We start from the raw sequence: 20,743 nt of genomic DNA on the forward strand, positions 1-20,743 counted from the left end.
GGTGCTTGCACATGACCCGGCTCCCCTTCTCTTCACTCGTTCGCTCGTGCACTCGTGTGCACTGGTCTGCTCGACAGCAGAGCGCGACGCCTTGCTGGCGGCACGCAGAGCGAGTGTAGGGAGGGGACCGGGGAGACGGCACCGAGTTTTTCGCGGCGTGGGGCGCGGGCGGCGGGGGGGCGTCCGGCGCGGGGGCCCGGCACCCGGGGGCGGCCCAACGGGCGGCGATCGCAGGGGCGTTGACTGCCCCGCACCCCCGGACTACCTTGAGCCCGCCCACGAAGTTCCTGTATCTGAGCACTGTTCAGAAGATTGAACAGGATGACGAGATCGTGCCCCTCCCCCACCGCCCGTGCACCCTGACGTGAGGACGAGCGATGTCGCTGGATCGCAGAGACGCGCTGCGTCTCGGAGCAACTGCCGCCGCGACCGCCGCGGTCTCCTTCCCGCTCGGCGGGCCCGCGACGGCCGCGCCCGGAGGCGCCTCGGACGCCCCGGACCACACGCGGATCGTGGCCGCGTACCGCGCGCTCCAGGTCGGCACGGGCCGGGTGTCGCCGAAGCGCGACCGGGCCGTAGCCGCCCTGGACGAAGTGGCGCTCGGCTATCACTCGGCCATGGATGTGACCCGCGACCAGCTCTGGGCGGACCTGCCGACGGGCCCCGGCAGCACCTACTTCCCCACCATGTACTACCGCTTGCGGACGATCGCGGTGGACTGGGCGACGCCCGGCTCCGCCCTCTCCGCCCGCCCGGAGCTGCCGGGGCGCATCGTGACGGCGCTCAACACCCTCTGGCGCACGCAGTACAACGAGCACACGGCCGAGATCGGCAACTGGTACTCGTACGAGATAGGCGTGCCCTACTGGCTGCTCCAGACCGTCGTGGCGCTCGGGGACCGGCTGCCCGCCGCCGACCGGGAACGGGTCCTGCGCCCCGTGCTGCGCTTCGTCGCCGACCCCAACCGGCGCACCGCGACGGCCGGGTTGGTGGAGACCGGCGCCAACCGGGCGGACAAGGCGCTCATCACCGTGGTGTCCGGGGCGCTCGCGGGCGACGCGGGCCGGGTGGCAGCGGGCCTCGCGGCGGTGACCGACGTCGCGGGGCAGGGAGCGGCGGACCTCACCAAGCGGTCGACCGAGGGCGACGGCTACCGCACCGACGGCTCCTTCATCCAGCACGAGGTGGTGCCGTACCCGGGCCACTACGGCCTGGTGCTGCTGAGCGCGATCGCCGCACTGACGTATGTCACCGCGGATACCACATCTCAACTCCCCTTTTCCGTAAGGGAGATGTTCGAGCAGTCGGTCTCGGATGTGTACGCGCCATTCCTCTTCGCCGGGTCGATGATGGAGCCGGTCCGCGGCCGGATGCTGTCCCGGCAGGGCGAGACGGGGCACGATGCGGGGCACCAGTTCATCGCCGCGGTGGTGCTGCTCGCCAGGACGGCGGCCGAGCCCGCCCGCTCACGCCTCGCCGGTCTCTCCGCGCGGTGGATCGCCGAGGGCACGTGGGCGCCGTACCTCGATGTGGCGGACCTGGCGCGGTTCTCGGGCGGACTGCAACCGGTCGGGGTCCCCGAGGTCGAGTTCGCCGAACAACTCACCTCGCCGTGGCCCGGGTCCGCCGTCCCCCTCTCCCATCGGGTGTTCCCGCAGATGGACCGCATGGTGCACAGCACGGGCGGCTGGTCGGCTTCCCTCGGTGTCGGCTCGAAGCGGATCTGCCGGTACGAGTCCATCAACGGCATGAACCTGCACGGCTGGTACACCGGCGACGGCGTCCTCTACACCTTCCTGCCCGGGCAGCAGGGTCACTACAGCGACGCGTACTGGCCGACCGTGGACGCCACCCTGCTGCCCGGCACCACCGAGCGGGACGCGCCGCCGCCCCCGCTCCTCTCCGACCCTCCGCGCACCACCACGTCGTACGCGGGCGGGGTGCGCTTCGACGCCCAACACGGTGCGCACGGGCTCGACTTCGTGTCGCAGGACGGCGCCTTGTCCGCGCGCAAGTCGTGGTTCTTCACCCCGGACGCGGTGATCTGTCTCGGCGCCGCGGTCACCGACGCCTCGGGCGCCCCGGTGCGGACGGCCATCGAGAACCGGAACCTGGGCGAGCGGGGCGCCGCCCGGCTCCTCGTGGACGGCAGGCCCGACGCGTCGCCGCTCGGCACGACCCGGGCCGTGACCGGGGTGCGCTGGCTGCATCTGGCGGGCACGGCGGGATACGTCCTGCTCGACGGGCCCGGCCGACAGCCGGTCACGCTGCTGTGCGAGGACCGCACCGGCAGCTGGCTCGGCATCGACACCGGCGCCAACACCCATGGCACGCCCGTCCCGTGCACCCGCCGCTACCAGAAGATCGTCCTGGACCACGGGCTCCGCCCGGCCGGCGCGAGCTACGCCTACGCCGTACTGCCCGGCGCCTCGCCCGCCCAGACCCGCCGGGCGTGCGGCCGCTGGACCGTCCTCGCCAACACGGCGCTGGTTCAATCAACCGGCCTGGACGGCCGGTTGACGGCGGCGACGTTCTTCGCCGCCGGGGCCGTCGAGCGGGTCCGCGTCTCCGGTCCCGCGGCGATGATGTGGGGCCGCACCGCGCACGGGTGGACCTTCGCCCTCTCGGACCCCACCCAGACCCAGGACACCGTACGCGTCACCATCGACGGCCCGGCCCGTCGCGTCCTGCACGCCGACGCGTCCGTCACGGTGGTCGCCACCCATCCGCGCCTGGTGGTGGACGTCAAGGTCGCCGGGTCGTTCGGGGCGACGCACACCTTCATGACGGGCTGACGGGCGCCCTGTCGCACCGTCGTGATCCACTGGGACCCGCGTCCGCATCCCGGGAGAGGTCATCGATGAGCGCGTGGCACCAGGCACTCGACGCCGCGGGCATCCGCGAGCCCGGACTGCGCGAGGACTACACGCGCCAGCGCGAGCTGGCCGCCCGCTTCAGGCGCAGCGCCTGCCTCGCCGCCCGGATGCTGCTGCCCAGGCCGCTGTTCCCGCACGTCGTCGCGGCGACCGCGTTCATGCACCACAGCGACAACGTGCTCGACAGCGGCCCCCAGGACGGGCGCGCGGCGGCCTATGCCCAGTGGGAGAAGCTCGTGCGCGAGGGCCTGGCCGGTGGCGACGCCCGCCACCCGGTGATCCGACCGCTGCTGCACACCATCACCGCGTACCCCCAGCTGCGCACGCAGGTCGAGGACTACCTGCTCACCGCCCGCGCCGACCTGGACTTCGCCGGGTTCGTCACCGAAGCGGACCACCAGGCCTACATCGACCAGTACTCTCTGCCCGCGTTCATGCTGGTCGCCTGCCTGCTCGCGCCGGAGGGCGACGCGACCGACTTCCGCGCGGGGTGCCGTAGGTACATCGACGCCAGCCAGCGCCTCGACTTCGTCAACGACCTGGCGGAGGACCTCGCGGACGGCCGGCTCACCATCCCGCGCGAGACGCTCGACCGGTTCGGGGTCACCCGCGAGGACCTGGAACAGGCCAGGGACCTGCCCGGCACCCGGCAGTTGATCGCTTACGTACTGGGGCGGGCCCGCGACACTCTCGCCGCGAGCCGGCCGCTGGTCGATCTCGTCCCGCCGTCGGGACGTCCGCTGGTACGCGCGCTGATCGCCTTCGACGAGCTCACCCTCACGGCGGCGGCCAGTAAGGGCGCCGGCCTCCTGAAGGGGTCGGCCCGGCCCTCGGTGCCGGGGGCCGGGCGGGTCCTGCTGCGGGAGTACGTCCAGGCCCGGCGCCTGCGCCACGACCTCGGCCGACGGGAGGCCTCGACGACGAGGAGGTAGCAGGAATGCCGTCCACGGCCGCGGGCGTTTCACCCATGACCGTGGACACCCCATCCGAGGAGAGCTCCGTGCAGTCCGAGCAGGACACCATCCGCAAGATCCTCACCACCACCGGCGACACCTGGGCCATCGTCGGTCTTTCCACCAACCAGCGCCGGGCCGCCCACGGAGTCGCGGACGTCCTCCAGCGCTACGGCAAGCGGATCGTGCCCGTGCACCCCAAGGCCGAGACCGTGCACGGTGAGCAGGGCTATGCCTCGCTCGACGCCATTCCGTTCCCGGTCGATGTCGTGGACGTGTTCGTCAACAGCGAGCTCGCCGGGGGCGTGGCCGATCAGGCCGTGGCCATCGGTGCCAAGGCCGTGTGGTTCCAGCTCGGGGTCCTCGACGAGGACGCGTACGAGCGGACCCGGGCCGCCGGGCTGGACATGGTCATGGACCGGTGCCCGGCGATCGAGATCCCCCGGCTCGGCTGAGCGGGGCGGAATCCGGCCGCGCATTCGACGAGTGCGGGTATGTACCACTGAATCGCACACGCTCATACTGTCGCCTACCAGACCTACGGGGAGGCACCAGTTGGGGGAGCTGATTCGTACCAGGGACGGGCGCGACTTAGCGGTCGAGAACTACGGGAACCCGCAGGGCAGGCCGGTGTTCCTGTTGCACGGCACCCCGGGGAGCCGGCTCGGCCCGGCGCCTCGCAGTGCGGTGCTCTACCGCCTCGGTGTCCGCCTCATCACGTTCGACCGGCCGGGATACGGCGATTCGGACCGGCTGCCGGGGCGCCGGGTGGCGCATGCGGCGGCCGATGTGGAGGCGATCGCGGACGCGCTGGACATCGGCGAGTTCGCCGTCGTAGGACGATCCGGCGGCGCCCCGCACGCACTCGCCTGCGCGGCGCTGCTCCCCGACCGTACGGCGCGGGCCGCGGCCTTGGTGGGGCTCGCGCCGCGCGATGCGCAGGGGCTCGACTGGTTCGAGGGGATGACCGAGTCCAATGTGCGCGAATACATCAACGCAGCTGCCGGGAAGGGGCAGTTGACGACGTCCCTGGAGATGCGGTCGATCACGATCAGGGCCGATCCGCGCCGTTCGGTCAACGACATGCGGCCCGGGCTGCCCAAGCCGGACCGGGGCATCGTCGCCGACGCGGGCATCCGGGTGATGCTGGAGCGCAACTTCGAGGAGGGGCTGCGCAGTTCGGCCGACGGCTGGGTGGACGACGTGATGGCGTTCAGCACCGACTGGGACTTCCGCCTGGAGGACATCCACGCGCCGGTCCTGCTGTGGCACGGCGAGCAGGACGTGTTCGCACCCGTGCAGCACACCCGCTGGCTGGCCGAGCGGATCCCCGGCGCGCAGATGATCGTCGAGCGCGGAGCGGCACACTTCGGCGCGCTGCGGGCGCTCACCCGCGTGCTGAGCTGGGCCACTCGGTGAGCATGCGGGGCTGAACCGGGGAGTGCCCGGGCCGTGAGCCCGGGCACTCCCCGTCCCGCTCACACCGGCTGCGGCTCCAGGTCCCGGTTGATCCGGCGCCAGGCGCGGGCCGCCTCGGCGATCGGATGGTCCACGCCCAGCTGCTTCGCGGCCGGTTCCAGGATGGAGGACCGCAGCCGCTGGGCCTCCTCCTCGCGGCCGGCCGACCGCAGGGTGATCGCCAGGTTGGAGCGGCAGGCGAGCACATCGGGGTGGGTCGGCGCGAACCGCTCCAACAGGCCCTTGAGCGCGGTCCGTTCCCACCGTTCGGCGAGATCGGGGCGGCCCATGTCGCCGTACGCGTTGGCCAGGTTGATCGCCGCGCAGAGCGTGAACGGGTGGCGTGGGCCCAGGACTTCCTCCAGGGCCGCCCGCACGTCCTCGCCGCCCCGCACCGCCTCCTCGGCCGCGCCGAGCCCGCGCTGGTAGATGTAGACGTTGTTGCGGCAGGCCAGGGTGAAGGGGTGCTCCTCGCCCAGCGTGCTCTGGTAGCCCTCGAGCGCCTGGACGGCGAGGTCGAGAGCGGCCTGCTTGTCGCCGGTCGCCGAGAAGTCGGCGGCCAGGTTGAGGCAGCAGGCCAGCGCGTCCGGCGCCTTGGTCCCGTACCGGCCGCGGTAGCGGTTGTACGTTTCCTCGGTCAGGCGTTTCGCCTCGTGCGGATGGCCCGCCTTGCGCAGGGACACCGCGAGGCTCTTGGCGGTGCGAAGCGCCTCGGGGACATCGGCGTTGAGGACCCGTTCGAACGCCGACACCACTTCCCGAAGGACCTGGACCGAGGCCGCGTACTCGCCGCTCTCGCGCAGGTCGCGCGCCAGGTGGCCCTTGGTGGTGAGGGTGAAGGGGTGCTCGTCGCCCAGTAAGGCGCTGCGGCGCTCCACCGTCTCCTCGTCCAGCCTGCGGGCCGCCTCACTGTCGCCGCTGAGCCGGTAGTCGATCGCGAGGTTGTTGGCGGCGATCAGGGTGCGCGGGTGGTTCTCGCCGAAGATCTGCCGCAGCCCGTGGTAGATCCTGAGGTCGCGGGTGAGGGCCTCGTCGAACCTGCCGAGCGCGCGCAGGTCGGCGGCGAGGCTGCCGGTGGTGATGAGGATGCTGGGGTGGTCGTCGTTCGGGTGGTCCTTGTGCAGGACGCTGATCTGGCGGGCGAGGGTGTCCTCGTCCATCGCCCGGGCCTCCTGGTACTTGCCCTGGGCGCGCAGCGCGTTGGCGAGCTCGAAGCGGATGTTGAGGGTCTGGAGGTCGTTCTCGCCGAGTTCGCGCGTCCAGACCTTGTTGAGCTGGGTGCCGAGCACCCGGGCGCTCTCCAGCTCGCCGCGCTTGAGCAGATAGCGGATGCGGTCGACCATGAGCTGGCGGACCTTCTCCTCGTCGCAGTCGGCGATGCCGGAGGCGCTCAGGTGCGGCCAGATCAGCTCGAAACTGGGCCAGCTCTTAGGGTCGTTGACGGGGTTGTCGCGGTCGACGCCCTCGACCGGGCGGGCCTCGGCGAGGATGCGGTGGACCTCGTGCTTGGCGGTGTCCACCTGCTCATCGCTGAGGCCGGCCCGCACCGCGGCCTGGACGAGCCGGTGCACCTGGATGCTGCTGTCCGCCGGGTCGACCTTGGCGAGCGCGAACCGGTTGAGGGTCTGGATGACCTTGCCCAGCATGTACCGCTCGCGCAGATCGGGGTCGTACGGCAGGAGGGACTCGAACATCGAGTCGCTGCCGATCAGCCGCATCGAGATGGGCTCGGCGGAGAAGAACGAGCAGAGCTCCAACAGGCGTACCGCGGCCTTGGACTCGTCGCGCAACCGGCTGATCGAGATGTTCCAGGTCGCGCCGATCTGCTCCGAGTAGTCCTCGGGCTTGCCGAGCGAGAGGACCTTGGTGCTCTGCTCCTTGAGCTGTTCCACATAGGCGTCGACGGGGGTCGCGGTCTCGGCGAGCCAGGCGGCCGCGACCTCGACCGCGAGCGGCAGGTCGCCCACCGCGTCGGCGACGCGTTCGGCGTCGGCGGTGGGGAGTTTGGTGACCCGGCGGCACAGGTGCTCGACGCTCTCGGCGCGGGTGAAGACCTCCACCTCGATCGCCTCGACCTGCGTCGAGGCGGGCTTGTTGCGGCAGGTGGCGAGGATGTGGCCGTACGTCTCGCCGGAGATCGGCTCGGTCTCCTCCGGGAGGAGCTTCAGCGCCCGGTCCAGGTCCTCGACGTTGTCGAAGATCAGCAGCCAGCGGGAGTAGGGCGCGCCCCGCCGCAGCGCCTGCATGGCCGCGCTGGCCGCCTCCGCCACGACGTCACCGGCTCTGAGGTCCATCTCGGCGGCCAGCTCGGCCAGCGAGGACACCACCCGGTCGGGCTGTTCGGCCTCGATCCACCACACCAGGTCGTAGTCGGCGCGGAACCGGTGCGCGTACTCGCGGGCCACCTGGGTCTTGCCCACGCCGCCGAGCCCGTACAGGACCTGCGGGAAGCGCTGTGCGGAACGGCTGTCGCCGCGCAGCTGGTCGCGCAGCTTCTCCAGGACGGAGGTGCGGCCGGTGAACCAGGCGTGCCGGGGCCGTACGTTCCAGATCTTGGGCACGCTGCCCGGATAGCGGGGACCGGCAGGCCCGGCGGTCAGCGCGGTGACCGCCTCGGCCCGGTCGAGCGCGTGCAGCACGGCGGCCCCCGCGTCGTTCTCGTCGAGGCGTACGAGGTCGATGAGCCCGCGGCTGCTGAGCGGCGGGCTGAGCCGTACGTCACCGACGCGCACCGGCAGTATCTGGCGCCGCCCGCCGGCCGCGTCGAGTCCGGCGCCGGTCTCCCAGAAGCTGCGGGCGCGCTCGGTGTTGAGGTAGGCCTGCGAGACCACGGGGATGACGCGGTATCCGATGCCGGAGGTGAACTCGGCTTCCACGGCGGCCGCTTGGGGCGTGCGGACGTCGATGGGCACGACTTGGAAGCCGCCGATCGTCAGGACGTGGACCAGCCAGTCCGCCCACATCTGGTCCTCGGCGACATGGGTGAGAACCACATTGGACGGCGGCATGGGCCTGCGCCGGGTGTAGGCGGCGACATGGGTGAGCCGGTCGGCCTCGTCCATGGGCGGCAGCGCGTTCACCACGCCGCCGGTGAGGACGGAGGTGAGCCGTTCGCAGGCGCTGAGCATGGAGCTGCTGACGTTGGGCGCGTCGCCGAAGGTGGCCAGGATCTCTTCGTAGGCGTAGAAGGGGCGGTAGGGAACTTCCACCGTGCCCCAGTAGTTGCCGAGTTCCTCGGTGCTGAGGCCGCTGGGGAAGCCCGGGAAGCTCTCGCGGGCGAGCGCCCGTCCGGCGTCCGCCTTCTCCTTCTCGCCGTCGTCGATGCGCATCGGGACGGGCAGGATGCGGATGCCCCGCTCGTGGTAGCGCTCCTCGATGTCGCGGGCCACCGCCGAGGCGCCGTCGATGCTCTGGTCGCTCAACGTGAAGCAGACGACGAGGACTTCGGGCATCTGGACGGTGCAGATGTCGGCGATGTCGCTCAGGCCCGTACGGCTGTCGATCAGGGTGTAGTCGTAGTGGCGCTGCATGTCGTCGCGCATGGCGTCGAAGAACTGGCCGCCGCCGAACCGCTCGTGGAAGTCGTCCCAGTCCATCTTGCCCACGATGGACGGGTAGTCGCGGTTGCGTCGCCCCGCCGAGAGGAAGTCCAGGCTGCCGCCGTGCGGGAAGTTCCAGTTCAGGGAGGTGGCGTGGGGGCGGACCCGGGCGTAGTCGCGGTGCCAGTCGGGGTCGCGGTCGGCGGGGCGCCGGGCCTCGTCCTGGTAGTCGGTGATCAGGTTGATCAGACCGGGAGTCGCCTCCAGGTCGGCGAGGTCGAGGAAGGGGTGGAAGAACCGGTGCAGGCCCGGCGCCTCCAGGTCCCAGTCGACCGCCAGTACCCGGTATCCGTTGGCCGCCAGGATCCATGCGCAGTTGGCCAGCGCCATGGTCCTTCCGGTGCCGCCCTTGTACGAATAGAACGTGACGACGGTCCCGTTGCGGTTCTCAGTCATCTGATGAGCCCTCCGCCTTATCACCGTTGTTCTTGTCCTGGTCCGTGCTCTGACCGCGGCCACCGGGGCCACTGACGCCGTAGCCGATGCCGCGCGGAAGCACCCGGGGCATCGGCCCACCGCTTCCGGGCGGTGGATAGGTCGGCGCGTTGGCCTCGTAATGTCTGACCGCCGCCTTCACGGCCCCCGGGATCGCCTTGCTGAAGGCTTCCAGTGTGGGCAGTCCGGCGCTCGGCGTGCGGTGTCCGTCGCTCTCGTCGACGCGGGTGGCGAGGGCGGCGTCGGTCTGCCGCGCCAACTCCTCGTCGCGCGCACCGGTCTGGGGGTCGGTCTCGTTCCCGGGGACCATGACGCTGATCCACGGCCGGGGCGTGGCGCACAGCTGGGTCATCAGGTCGCGGCGGCGCCGGGCGTCCAGGGCCCAGCGGTCCAGGAGCAGCAGACCGGGCCCGGTGGGCGGGTCGGAGTCGAGGAGCCGTTGGGGCTCGGCCTCGAAGTCGCTGAGGTGCACGGTGTAGTCCAGGCTGCGTACGACGTCGACGGTGTGGTCGGCGAGCGGTCTGGAGGAGGCCGGATGGTACGGGTTCCAGTCGAGGGCCTCGGATCCGTAGCAGTCCGGGCTGCGTCCGGTCGGGAGGGTGGAGCGCGAGCAGGCCAGGACGGATACCTCCAGTTCACGGGCGGGCTCGCCGGCCGGACCGAAGGCGGCCGGCACCTTCGCGTAGTCCTGGTGCGGGTCACCGGGTTCGAGGCGGATCTGCTGGGCCACGCTCACGATGCGTTTGGCGAGCTGGTAGACGGCGCGTTCGTACTGGTCGCGCAGGTAGTTGAGCTTGATGAGCCCGTAGAAGCCCTCGTCGGCGTACTCGTCGCCGAAGGTGGCGTGGTTGAACTGGAGCCGCTCGGCGGGCTGCGGCAGCTGCCGGGTCGGCACGGGCACCCAGAGAGCGGGCACGATTCCGGTGACGGGGTTGCTGTTGTTGTGACTGTTACGGGTCTGGGCGGCGGCCCGGCTGGAGAAGGCGAACCACTCCCGGCCGCACTGTTCGCTGAGGAAATAGCGCGGCGAATAGAGCGGCACGAACACCTTGCAGAACGCCAGCGCCTCCGAGAGCCGTTCCTGCCATCCCTCGCCGGGCTGCATCTGCTGGTCCATGAAGCCGGCGCTGCCGGCCGGCAGGGACGTCAGCTGCATCACATGGGCGCAGAGGTCCCGGAAGAAGCGCTCCACCCAGAGATTGGGGTTGCGCTCCTTGGGGTCGCTCTTCGGCGTGTGCGCGTAACTGAGGAAGAAGTACGGCTTCTGCTCGTCGCCCCCGGCGCCGACTGGTCCCTGCACCACTGTCTCCCCCGGTCCAAGTGGATGGGTCCTCAGTGTAGGAACGGAGGATTCTCCGGCGGAACAGAACGAACAAACCCAATGATTGATCCACTCACGGAGTTCCGATCAGATCATGACCGAAATCATGCGCAGCTCGGTGAGTGGATCAATCAATTAGCGGGAGAATTCGCTCAATTCGAGGGGGAATTCACTCAGCGCGAGGCTTCGACGCGGGCCTTCCACTCGGCGCGATGGCGCTTCGCCGAGCCGACCGCGGCAGTGAGCGCCGCCCCCGAGACGGGTTCGTCGAGCCAGCCGCGCACCGTGTGACCCATGCTCCCGACGAAGCGTTGCCCCAGGTCGGTGAGGGTTCCCGAGCCGAGCAGCTCCTCGACGGCCTCCGCCGTCTGCTGCCGCCAACGCGCGAACTCCGCCTCGGCCGCGCCGCGTTCAAAGGCCGCATCCGCGGTCTGCCGGCGCACCCGCCAGAAGTCGGTCACCGCGATATGGGCGTACGTTCCCTGGAGCAGCCCGCCGATCGGCCGCGGGTCGTCGCGCCAGGGGGCGTAGTACAGGTTCCGGTCGGCCGTGTCGTACAGGTCGACGGCGTCGAGGACCGCGGCGAGCTTCACGTGCTGGAACTCGTGGACGATCAGGAGGGCGAGCTGGTCGGGCGAGGCGGGCCTGGCGGCCCCGATCGCCCCCCAGGCCTCCTTGCAGGCGGCGCTGACGTTGCTGCGCTCCTGTGCGTGCAGCGGGGTGATCAGGCGCAGCCCCGCGGCCACGCCGTCGGCGTAGGCGGGCAGTTCGCGGCGGATCAGGGACCAGGCGCCGGTCAGATCCTCGGCCCACAGCTTGGCCTCGTCCACCGCGAGCCGCCCGGACACGGGCCACTTGTGGCAGTCCCGCAGCGGGTCGGTGTCCTCGATGGCCACGCTCCAGCCCTCGCCCTCGAAGAGGCGCACGGGCTGCCAGCGCGGCGTCGGCCCGTCCAGGCCTTCGTGCCAGCCGATGTCGAGCCGCCCGGAGCCGGCCCGCACGGTGAACCCGTCGGCGCCCGCGGTCACTTCGGCGTCCTCGGACCCGCCGTCGAGCCGTACGCTGCCGAGCCCGGGCAGCCGCAGGGTGCCGTCGCGCAGCGGCACCGTGACGCTCCGGCCGAGCCGGGCCCGCAGCACCGTGGCGGCCGCGATCTCGGCGAGGCCGCCCGCGGGCGCCGCCTTGCCTTCGAGCACGCTCAGGGCCCACGGCCGGGTGTAGGGGTGGGCGAGGACGGCGTCGAGTTCGGCGGGCGCCTCGGCATCCAGGTCGGTCAGGAGTTCCCAGGCCCTGGCGCCCTCACGGTCGGAGAGGGCGATGTGTTCGCTGACGGCGGCGAGCAGCTCCTGGTTGATCTCCAGCTGGGCCGCCGTGAGGCGCGCGACGGTGTCCGCGCCGCCGAAGCCCGCGGCCAGGGCATCGAAGTCGCCCTGTTCCATGGGTAGTTCCGCGGGTGTCGGCGTCGGTGCGGGCACGGCCGCCTCCCGGTCTCGGATGGTGGTGACCAGTGCCAGCAGGTCGGGGCAGAACACGGAGGGGTTGTCGAACTCGTTGCCGGTGCGATAGCGGTGGGCGTAGAGGCCGCCCCCGCAGGACTGGACGACGGGGCAGCTCCGGCACTGCGCGCAGAGCTGCTCGATGCCCTGCTGGCGGGCCAGCATGCCGGGGTGCTGCAGCACGTCGTCGAGCGAGTGCGTGAAGACGTCCATGCCGGTGGCCGGGGCCCCGTCGTACGACGTCTTGAGGCTGTCGGCCTGCTCGAAGGTGCCGTCGGTCTCGATCACGACGAGGTCGGCCGGGGCGAGCCCGAGCGATTCCGTCAGGCTGCTCTCGCCGCGCAGGGTGCGAAGCACGGAGTCGAAGATGCGGACCGGAACGGGCCGGCCCGCCGCGTCCCAGCGCCGGTAGATCGCATCGAGCCAGTCCGCGTAGGGCGTGGCCGCGCCGCCGGGGCGGGGCGGCGGAGTGTCCCAAGTGGCGTGCGGGAGAAGGAAGTCGATGCGGGGAGGCGAGAGTGCGACGAGCGCGTCGTAGACGGCGACCGGATCGTTCTCGACGTCGATGGTGCACAGCAGCCCGGCGAACAGGCGCCGGTAGCGGGGGCGGTTGAGGAGCTCCACCGCGCGGATGACCTTGGCGTGGCTGCTGCGGCCGTCGGCGTAGCGGCGGTGGCGGTCGTTGGAGACCTTGTCGCCGTCGAGGGACACCCCCACCTTGATGCCCAGTTCGAGGAAGAGCTCGCAGAACTTCTCGTCGAGGAGCACACCGTTGGTGTGCATGCGCAGATCGAGCGCGCTCACCGAGTGCAGCGCCCGCTGGAGTTCCTCGGCGGCGCGCCGGATCCGGTCGGGTCCGGCGAGCAGGGGCTCGCCGCCGTGCAGAACGACGTGGACGGTGGGGAGTCGGTGACGCCTGGCGTGCTCGGCGATCCGGTCCGCCACTTGCGCCAGGATGTCATCGGAGACGGCCCGGGGCCGCCCGCGCCAGCTCGTGTCCGCGTGTTCATAGACGTAACAGTGATCGCATGCCAGATCGCAGCGGCTGTGCACCTTCAGCACGAACTGGGACAGGGCAGGCGGAGTCGGCCGGTCCATGGGGTGAGTCGTTCCGCCCGTCAGAGCGCCGACTGGAAGGCGGACGTACCGGGAACGCCGGGGCTCCCGCCTGCTGTCATCACCCTGGTCAGGCTCGCCGGAGCTTTCCCGGCACTCTGCGCCGCTGCCCGCTTCACCAGCGGCAGCCGCCTGCTGGCCGGCCTGTGGGGGGCGGGGCCGGGCCGTTCGGCCGCCGAGACGAGAGCTTCCACGTGAGCGCCTTTCGGATCGTAGCGCCGTTGTCGCAGCAAGGTCTTTCTGGATCACTGCGCAGAACACGGCTCATAGAACATTGCATGGGCTTTTCGCAGGTCGTGCAATTCGGCCGCACGCCGTGCCCATGTGCGCTCATGCGCCACGAGCGACTGGTCCGACCACTGCCGCCTCCCCGGGACACCACAACTGCGTTGGCCCGTGCCCAGGTTCGGCGTTGGCGCCAAAACCACCCACACGAGTGGTTTCGTCCGAGATGATCTCCGCTTTCGTCGCCCCTCAGTCGCGAGAGTGACGATAGTCAGCCTCCACCCGACTCGGCCCTGAACACCAGATACAAGGCCAAAATCGTCCAGAACCGATCACGGCGCGCGCCCCGGGGGCGCACACCGGCTCACGTTCGGGCTCGGTCTCCCCCTCCGCAGCTCTCTTGCAAGCGTACGGCCATGAAGCCAACCAGCCGTACCAGCAAGGGGGTTGAGCGGCTCAGCGATCAAAGGGAACCGAGATGGCCATCGTCATCGCAACCGGCTCGGCACCCCGATTGTCGTATGTGTGCGGCGCGTTGGCCTCGAACGATGCCGAATGGCCCGCCGGGACAGGGTGGTCGACGCCGTCCACGACGAGGGTCAGCGTGCCGTGCGTCACATGCAGCAGCTCGATCGTGCCGGCCGGATGCGGGTCCGACGCGCTGGCATCCCCCGGCATCAGATGCCACTCCCACATCTCCAGCGGTCCGGGCGCCTCGGTCCCGGCGAGCAGGGCGCTGTAGCTCCCCCGCTCCGTGGACCAGAGCCGGACGACCTGCTCGGGCGGGACGATGCGGACCTTGGGCCCGCTCTCGTAGTCGAGCAGGGTGGTGATGCTGACGCCGAGCGCGTCACCGATCTTCACCACGGTGCCCACACTGGGATTCGTCCGGGCCTGCTCGATCTGAATGAGCATGCCACGGCTGACCCCGGCGCGGGTCGCGAGCGCGTCCAGCGTGAAGCCGCGCTCGGTGCGCCAGCGCTTGACGTTGCGGGCCAGTGACTGGGTCAGCAGTTCGAGGTCCGACACATTCCGTCCATGAGGTGGGCCCCAGCAGGGCCGTCCAATATTTTTGATGACAGAGTTCAATATGCTGCACTACGGTGGAGTGCACCCCAATGAATCCCCTGTGTCACTGCACTGTACTGCGAGGCTCCCGATGACAGCACTGTTCGCCCTGGCCACCAGCCTCCTGTGGGGCCTGGCCGACTTCGGCGGCGGGCTGCTCACCCGGCGCATACCCGCGCTGACCGTCGTGGTCGCCTCGCAGTCGGTCGCCGTGGTCGTCCTCGGCGCGGTCGTCGTCGCGACCGGCGGCCGGCACGAGGCGGGCCCGCAACTCTGGTTCGCGGTTGCGGCGGGGGCCGTCGGCCCGGTCGCCATGCTCAGTTTCTACAAGGCCCTCGCGCTCGGCCCCATGGGTGTCGTCTCGCCGCTCGGCTCGCTGGGCGTGGCGGTGCCGGTCGGCGTCGGGCTCGTCCTCGGCGAACGCCCCGGCATCCTGCAGTTCGCCGGCATCGCGGTGGCCGTGGTGGGCATCCTGCTGGCGGGCGGCCCGGAGTTCCGCGGCGCCGCGGTGCGCCGCCAGGCCATCCTGCTCACGCTGCTCGCGGCCTTCGGTTTCGGCGCGGTGATGGCCCTGATCTCCGAGGCGTCCACGACCGTGACCGGGCTCTTCCTCGCGCTGTTCGTGCAGCGCGTCACCAACATCGCCGTCGGCGGCACCGCCCTGTACGTCTCGGTGCGGCGCGGCGCCCGCGCCCTGCCCGAGGACGGCGGCCTTCGCACGGTCTGGCTCTCGCTGCCCGCACTGGCCTTCGTGGGCCTGGCCGACGTGGCCGCCAACGGGACGTACTCGATCGCCGCACAGCAGGGCCCCGTCACCATGGCGGCCGTGCTCGCCTCGCTCTACCCCGTGGTCACCGCCCTCGCGGCGCGCGGGGTTCTCAAGGAGCGGCTGCGCGCGGTGCAGGCGGCCGGCGCGGGCCTGGCCCTGGTCGGCACCGTACTGCTCGCGACCGGCTGATCAGGCCTCTTCGGGCGTCAACTCCGCGATGGCGAGCAGCTGTTGAGGGGTGACGCCCTCCGGGATGGGCACCGGCGCGGGCGTGCGCAGCGGCGGCTGCCAGCCGTTCTCCTCGTCCCAGGTGCGGACGATCCTCGCGGGCGCCCCGGCCACCACCGCGTGGTCGGGCACCTCACCGCGTACGACCGCGCCCGCCGCCACGACCACGTTGCGGCCGAGCCGCGCGCCGGGCAGCACCACGGCGCCCGTGCCGAGCCAGCAGCCGGGGCCGATCTCCACCGGCTCCATGCGCGGCCACTGCTTACCCACGGGCTGGTGCGGATCGTCGTAGCTGTGATTGGTCGAGGTGATGTAGACGTACGGGCCGCAGTACGTGTCCGAGCCGATGGTGACCGTCGTATCGGCGATGACGTGGCTGCCCCGGCCGAGCACGACCCCGTTGCCCAGGGTCAGTATCGGATCGGCGCCGAGGTCGAGGCCGGGCATCATCCCGGCGGTCAGGGTGACCTGTTCGGCGATGATGCAGTGGTCGCCCAGCTCGATCCAGGGCTCGCCGAACACGGTGCCTTGCGGGAAGGCGAGGCGGGTTCCGGCGCCGATCCGGCGAAAGCGCAGCTTCCCCGGACGTTCGGCGGTGACCGCGCCGGCCTCCTTGATCAGGCCCCAACCGCCGTGGACCGCGCGGGAGGCGAGCCTGCGCCGCCAGGCGGTCAGCGATGAGAACGTGTTTCTGTTCTTGGGCACCCGCACACGGTACTCATCGCCGACCCGGCCGATCAGGGCCGACGCCTGTGATCTTCCGCTCAGCGCGGGCTCAGCCGCCGTGCGCCTTGCGGTGGTCCTCGGCCAGGCCCAGGTACATCAGGGCGTTGACCTTGATCCCCTCGCGCTCCTCGTCGGTCAGCTCGCGCCGCACCTTCGCCGGTACGCCCGCGACCAGGGAGCCGGGCGGCACGACCATGCCCTGCGGCACCAGGGCGTGGGCCGCGATCAGCGAACCGGCGCCGATCCGGGCCCCGTTGAGGACCGTGGCGCCCATGCCGACCAGCACGTCGTCCTCGACGGTGCAGCCGTGCAGCACCGCGTTGTGCCCGACGGTGACGCGCTCGCCGACGCTGACCGGGAAGCCCGGGTCCACATGCACGGTGCAGTTGTCCTGGATGTTGCTCTCGGCGCCGATCACGATCGGCCCGCAGTCGGCCCGCAGGACCGCGTGGTACCAGACGCTCGCGCCCGCCCCGAGGCTGACCTCTCCGAGCACCACGGAGGTGGGTGCGGTGAATGCGGTCGGGGCGATCTCGGGCGTCTTGCCGCCCACTGCCACGACCAACGCCTGCTCTGCCATGCGCCACTCCTTGTACGGACCCTGTACGGATTCCATCGCGCCGGGTGTCACGCTAAGCGACCGCGCCTGGGCCCGCGCGGCCGGGGGGCCGCTTACGATCGCGCGATGGCACTCTTCCGGATCGCCCGCCGCACGCACCTCACGCCCGCCGAGGCGTGGCGCCGGCTCACCGACTGGGAACGGCACGGCGACAGCGTCCCGCTGACCCGGATCATCGTGAAGACCCCGCCACCGACCGGCGTGGGCACGGTCTTCGTGGCCCGCACCGGCCTCGGCCCCGTGGGCTTCGACGACCCGATGGAGATCACCCGCTGGCAGCCGCCGACCGAGGACGCCCCGGGCGTGTGCCACCTGCAGAAGCGCGGCCGCGCGATCACGGGCTGGGCCGAGATCGAGGTGGGCGCGGCAGGCACGGGGTCGTACGTGGTCTGGCGCGAGGACCTGCACGTACGCGGACTCCCGCGAGCGCTGGACGGCGTGACGGAGAGCGCTGGGCGGGTGGTGTTCGGCAGAGCGGTGAAGACTCTGCTGCAGGACCGCACCTGCTGAGCGCACACGCCCTTGAGGGGCGCGGGGAACTGCGCGACCAGCCACAACGGGCCCGCAGCGACCCAACAACCTGCGGAAGCTCAGTCCGCGGCCGGAACGTTCTCCGCCGCGGACTGCCCCGCCCCAGCCTGCGCAGCCTCCGCCTCGGCCATCGACTTCTTCGCCCGGTTCTTGACCACCAGCATCGACACGACACCGATCAGCAGCGCAGCGACCAGACCCAGGTACGAGAAGTTCTTCAGCCAGGACTCGGCGACGATGCCGACGTAGTAGATGACGGCCGTCGTACCGCCCGCCCAGCAGATCCCGCCGAGCACGTTGGCGATGAGGAACTTCCAGTACGGCATGTGCAGTACGCCCGCGAGCGGGCCCGCGAAGATGCGGAGCAGGGCGATGAAGCGGCCGAAGAAGACGGCCCACATGCCCCACTTCTGGAAGGACCGTTCCGCCATGGCGACATGGCCCTCGCTGAAGTGCTTGGGGAACTTGCGGCCGAGCCAGGCGAGCAGCGGGCGGCCGCCCTTGCGTCCGATCGCGTAGCCGATCGAGTCGCCGATCACCGCACCCGCCGTGGCGCAGGCGCCCAGCACGACCGGGTTGATGTGGCCCTGTTGTGAGGCGAGCAGTGCCGAGCTGACCAGGACGATCTCGCCGGGCAGCGGGATGCCGAGGCTTTCGACCCCGATGACCAGCGCCACCAGAAGATAGACGCTGACGGCGGGGATGTTCTCCAGCCACTCCTGGATGTGCAACGCCGCTTCCTCCCGCTCGCTCCGGACCGGAGCCCGGCATGCGCCCCCCTGGCGCACGCCGGGAAGCCTACCCGGTCAAGGCCGGCCGGCCGCTGTGCGCGATCGGACCCGGCCAGGGCCGACGAGCCGCGGTTCGCGCGCCGAGACACCCACGCTCACCTCGCGCGTTCCGGTGCCGAGTACCCAGCCGTGCCGCTCCGGGTCCCACGAGGACAGCGAGCGCGCGGAGATCCGTACGGTCACGCGCTGCTCGCGGCCGGGCTCCAGTTCCAGGCGGCGGTAGCCGGCCAGGGCGCGGCGCGCCTGGTCGAGGCGGAGGTCGGGCGAGGGGCCGAGGTAGACCTGGGCGACCGTGGTGCCGGTGCGGCGGCCGGTGTTGCGGACGGTGAAGCCGACCGCGAGCCCGTCGCCGTCGGGCCGCACACTCAGGTCCGTGTACTCGAACGTGGTGTACGAGAGGCCGTGCCCGAAGGGGAAGAGCGGGGTCACGTCCTCGGCGTCGTACCAGCGGTAGCCGAGGTGGATGCCTTCGGAGTACTCCTCGGTGCCGTCCACGCCGGGGTAGCGGCGCGGGTCCCCCGCCATCGGGTGCCGGTCCTCGGAGACGGGGAAGGTCTGGGTGAGCCGGCCGCCGGGGTCGCAGTCCCCGAACAGGACGGCCGCGGTGGCCTCGGCGCCCTCCTGGCCCGGGTAGTACATCTGCAGTACGGCGCCGACGCGGTCCAGCCAGGGCATGGTGGTGCACGACGAGGTGTTGAGCACCACGGTGGTGCGGGAGTTGGCGGCGGCGACCGCTTCGATCAGCTCGCTCTGGTGGCCGGGCAGCGCGAGGGAGGTGCGGTCGGCGCCCTCGGTGGCGTCCTCGTACGCGAAAAGGACCACGCTGTCGGCCGCGCGGGCGGCGCGCACCGCCTCGGCGACGTCGGCGGCGCGGGTGGCTCCGGTGGTGCGGCGGAGCCGGAAGAGCTGGCCCTTGTCGCGGCCCTTGGCGGTGATGGCGAGCCGGTGTGTCCCTGCGGTGAGGTTCAGGGTGCTGCGGCGGACGGTGAGGCCGTCCGGTGCGGCGCCGATGAGTCCGCCGGCGAAGAGCTCGCCGAGGCCGGGGGCGGGCGGGAAGAGTTCGGTGCCGTCGAGGAGCACCTTGGGGCGGTCGCCGGAGTAGTGGATGCAGAAGGTCCATTCGTCGGCGTCGTCGACGGTGAGTGTGCCGTCGTACGTCCAGGTGGCGCCCGGGGCGACGCCCTGGCCCTCGAAGTCGGCGCCCGCGGAGGTGCCGGGGAGCGGCTTGCCGAAGAGGTCCTCGCCCAGGGCGTAGTCGACGTGGGCGCCTTCTCCGGCCCGGGCTCCGATGGCGTCGAGGGGGCTCTGCGCGTGGTCGGGCACGACGTGGGCGCTGCCGCCGCCGCTGACGAACGGGATGGTTCCGGTGGGCCCGATGACGGCGATGGTGCGGGCGGCGCGGCCGGTGAGCGGGAGAGTGGCGTGCCGGTTGTGGAGCAGGGTGGCGCCGGCCTTGGCGACCTTGAGCGCGGTGCGCGCACCGGCCTGCGGGTCGCGGCCGGGCCGTGCGGGAGCGCTCCCGTCGAGCAGACCGAACCGGTCCATGACGGACAGGATGCGGCGCACGGAGCGGTCGACGAGCGCCTCGGGGACGCTGCCGTCGAGCACGGCCTTCTTCAGCGCGTCGGCGAAGTAGTTGCCGCTCGGCATCTCCATGTCGAGCCCGGCGGTGAGGGCGGCGACCGTGCTGTGGGCGGCGAACCAGTCGGTCATGACCCAGCCGTCGAAGCCCCAGCCGTCGCGCAGGATGTCGCCGAGAATTGGCTTGTTCTCGCAGGCGAAGGTCCCGTTCACCTTGTTGTACGCGCCCATCACTGCGCCCGCTCCGGCGGCGACGGCCGCTTCGAAGCCGCGGAGTTCGAGTTCGCGCAGGGGCTGTTCGGCGATCCGCACGTCGATGGACATGCGGTCCTTCTCCTGGTTGTTCAGGGCGAAGTGCTTGACGGTGGCGATGAGGCCCTGGCTCTGGATGCCGCGGATCTCCTCGGCGACCAGGTCCGCGCCGAGCAGCGGGTCTTCGGAGAAGGTCTCGTAGTTGCGTCCGGCGTACGGGGTCCTGATCAGGTTGACCATGGGCGACAGGAGGACGTCCTGGCCAAGGGCGCGCCCCTCGCGGCCGATGACCTCGCCGTACTCGCGGGCGAGCGCGGGATCGAAGGCGGAGGCGAGCATGACCGGGGCCGGCAGCGCGGTCGCGTGCGCGGTGACGCGGACGCCGGCCGGTCCGTCGGCGAGTCTGAGCGGGGGGATCGAGAGCCGGGGCACACCGGGCACGTAGCCGGCCTGCCCCAGTTTCACGGGGTCGTCGGCGCCGTGCAGAAGGCCGACCTTCTCGTCCGGGCCGAGGCGGGCGATCAGCGCTTCCACCCGGCGGGAGGCGGGGGTGAGGGAGAGCGCGCGGGCGGGGGCGGCGAGGGTGCCGGTCGCGGCCGCCGCGACCATGACGGCGCCGCCGAGCAGACGCAGTGCTGACCTTCGGGAAACGGTGTCGGACATGGACCGTCACTCCTTTGTGTGCGGGCACGACGTGGT

Annotated in this window: 14 protein-coding genes; 6 read left to right on the plus strand and 8 right to left on the minus strand. The window is 71.3% G+C overall.

The features are described from left to right. Positions 1-377: 377 nt before the first annotated feature. The 4 genes from IE206_RS04780 to IE206_RS04795 all read left to right on the plus strand — a co-directional run bounded on the left by IE206_RS04780 (position 378) and on the right by IE206_RS04795 (position 5,248). Positions 378-2,795 carry a polysaccharide lyase 8 family protein gene (locus IE206_RS04780; protein ID WP_189960605.1) on the plus strand — a complete coding sequence of 806 codons (2,418 nt, stop codon included), beginning with the start codon at positions 378-380 and terminating at the stop codon, positions 2,793-2,795. A gap of 65 nt (positions 2,796-2,860) precedes the next feature. Continuing rightward, positions 2,861-3,808: a phytoene/squalene synthase family protein gene (locus tag IE206_RS04785; protein ID WP_189960607.1), complete on the plus strand. Its 948-nt coding sequence runs from the start codon at positions 2,861-2,863 to the stop codon at positions 3,806-3,808. 35 nt (positions 3,809-3,843) lie between these two features. Further along, complete coding sequence (locus tag IE206_RS04790; protein ID WP_189960808.1) at positions 3,844-4,284, plus strand: CoA-binding protein; 441 nt, start codon at positions 3,844-3,846, stop codon at positions 4,282-4,284. Positions 4,285-4,384: 100 nt separating this feature from the next. After that, complete coding sequence (locus IE206_RS04795; protein ID WP_189960609.1) at positions 4,385-5,248, plus strand: alpha/beta fold hydrolase; 864 nt, start codon at positions 4,385-4,387, stop codon at positions 5,246-5,248. 59 nt (positions 5,249-5,307) lie between these two features. Here the strand turns inward: IE206_RS04795 and fxsT are convergent, their stop codons facing one another. From fxsT to IE206_RS04815, 4 genes are all read right to left on the minus strand, one after another. Continuing rightward, positions 5,308-9,282, minus strand: coding sequence for an FxSxx-COOH system tetratricopeptide repeat protein (gene fxsT / locus IE206_RS04800; RefSeq protein ID WP_189960610.1), 3,975 nt, complete (start codon positions 9,280-9,282; stop codon positions 5,308-5,310). Further along, positions 9,275-10,621, minus strand: a complete 1,347-nt coding sequence (locus IE206_RS04805; protein ID WP_189960612.1) for a TIR-like protein FxsC — start codon at positions 10,619-10,621, stop codon at positions 9,275-9,277. The genes fxsT and IE206_RS04805 overlap by 8 nt, the downstream gene beginning before the upstream one ends. A 194-nt stretch (positions 10,622-10,815) precedes the next feature. Further along, entirely contained in the window at positions 10,816-13,236 is a 2,421-nt protein-coding gene (locus IE206_RS04810; RefSeq protein ID WP_189960614.1) for an FxsB family cyclophane-forming radical SAM/SPASM peptide maturase, read from the minus strand. 699 nt (positions 13,237-13,935) lie between these two features. Then, positions 13,936-14,508: a helix-turn-helix domain-containing protein gene (locus IE206_RS04815; protein WP_189960615.1), complete on the minus strand. Its 573-nt coding sequence runs from the start codon at positions 14,506-14,508 to the stop codon at positions 13,936-13,938. A gap of 130 nt (positions 14,509-14,638) precedes the next feature. Between IE206_RS04815 and IE206_RS04820 the strand changes: the two genes are divergently transcribed. After that, a complete protein-coding gene (locus IE206_RS04820) occupies positions 14,639-15,505 on the plus strand; it encodes a DMT family transporter (RefSeq protein WP_189960616.1) in 867 nt (288 codons plus the stop codon). On the opposite strand, the gene IE206_RS04825 is transcribed toward IE206_RS04820, so the two are convergent. After that, complete coding sequence (locus IE206_RS04825; protein ID WP_189960618.1) at positions 15,506-16,249, minus strand: acyltransferase; 744 nt, start codon at positions 16,247-16,249, stop codon at positions 15,506-15,508. 70 nt (positions 16,250-16,319) lie between these two features. Further along, a complete protein-coding gene (locus IE206_RS04830) occupies positions 16,320-16,850 on the minus strand; it encodes a gamma carbonic anhydrase family protein (protein WP_189960620.1) in 531 nt (176 codons plus the stop codon). Positions 16,851-16,955: 105 nt separating this feature from the next. On the opposite strand from IE206_RS04830, the gene IE206_RS04835 reads away from it, so the two are divergent. Further along, positions 16,956-17,399, plus strand: coding sequence for an SRPBCC family protein (locus IE206_RS04835; protein ID WP_189960622.1), 444 nt, complete (start codon positions 16,956-16,958; stop codon positions 17,397-17,399). 80 nt (positions 17,400-17,479) lie between these two features. Here IE206_RS04835 and IE206_RS04840 read toward each other — a convergent pair whose 3' ends face one another. Then, the gene (locus IE206_RS04840) at positions 17,480-18,151 is read right to left on the minus strand and encodes a DedA family protein (protein ID WP_189960623.1); all 672 of its coding nucleotides are present in this window, start codon (positions 18,149-18,151) and stop codon (positions 17,480-17,482) included. 75 nt (positions 18,152-18,226) lie between these two features. Further along, positions 18,227-20,707: a beta-glucosidase family protein gene (locus IE206_RS04845; RefSeq protein WP_189960625.1), complete on the minus strand. Its 2,481-nt coding sequence runs from the start codon at positions 20,705-20,707 to the stop codon at positions 18,227-18,229. Between the last annotated feature and the right edge of the window lie 36 nt (positions 20,708-20,743).

The organism is Streptomyces violascens, from assembly GCF_014649955.1.
GTDB lineage: Bacteria > Actinomycetota > Actinomycetes > Streptomycetales > Streptomycetaceae > Streptomyces > Streptomyces violascens.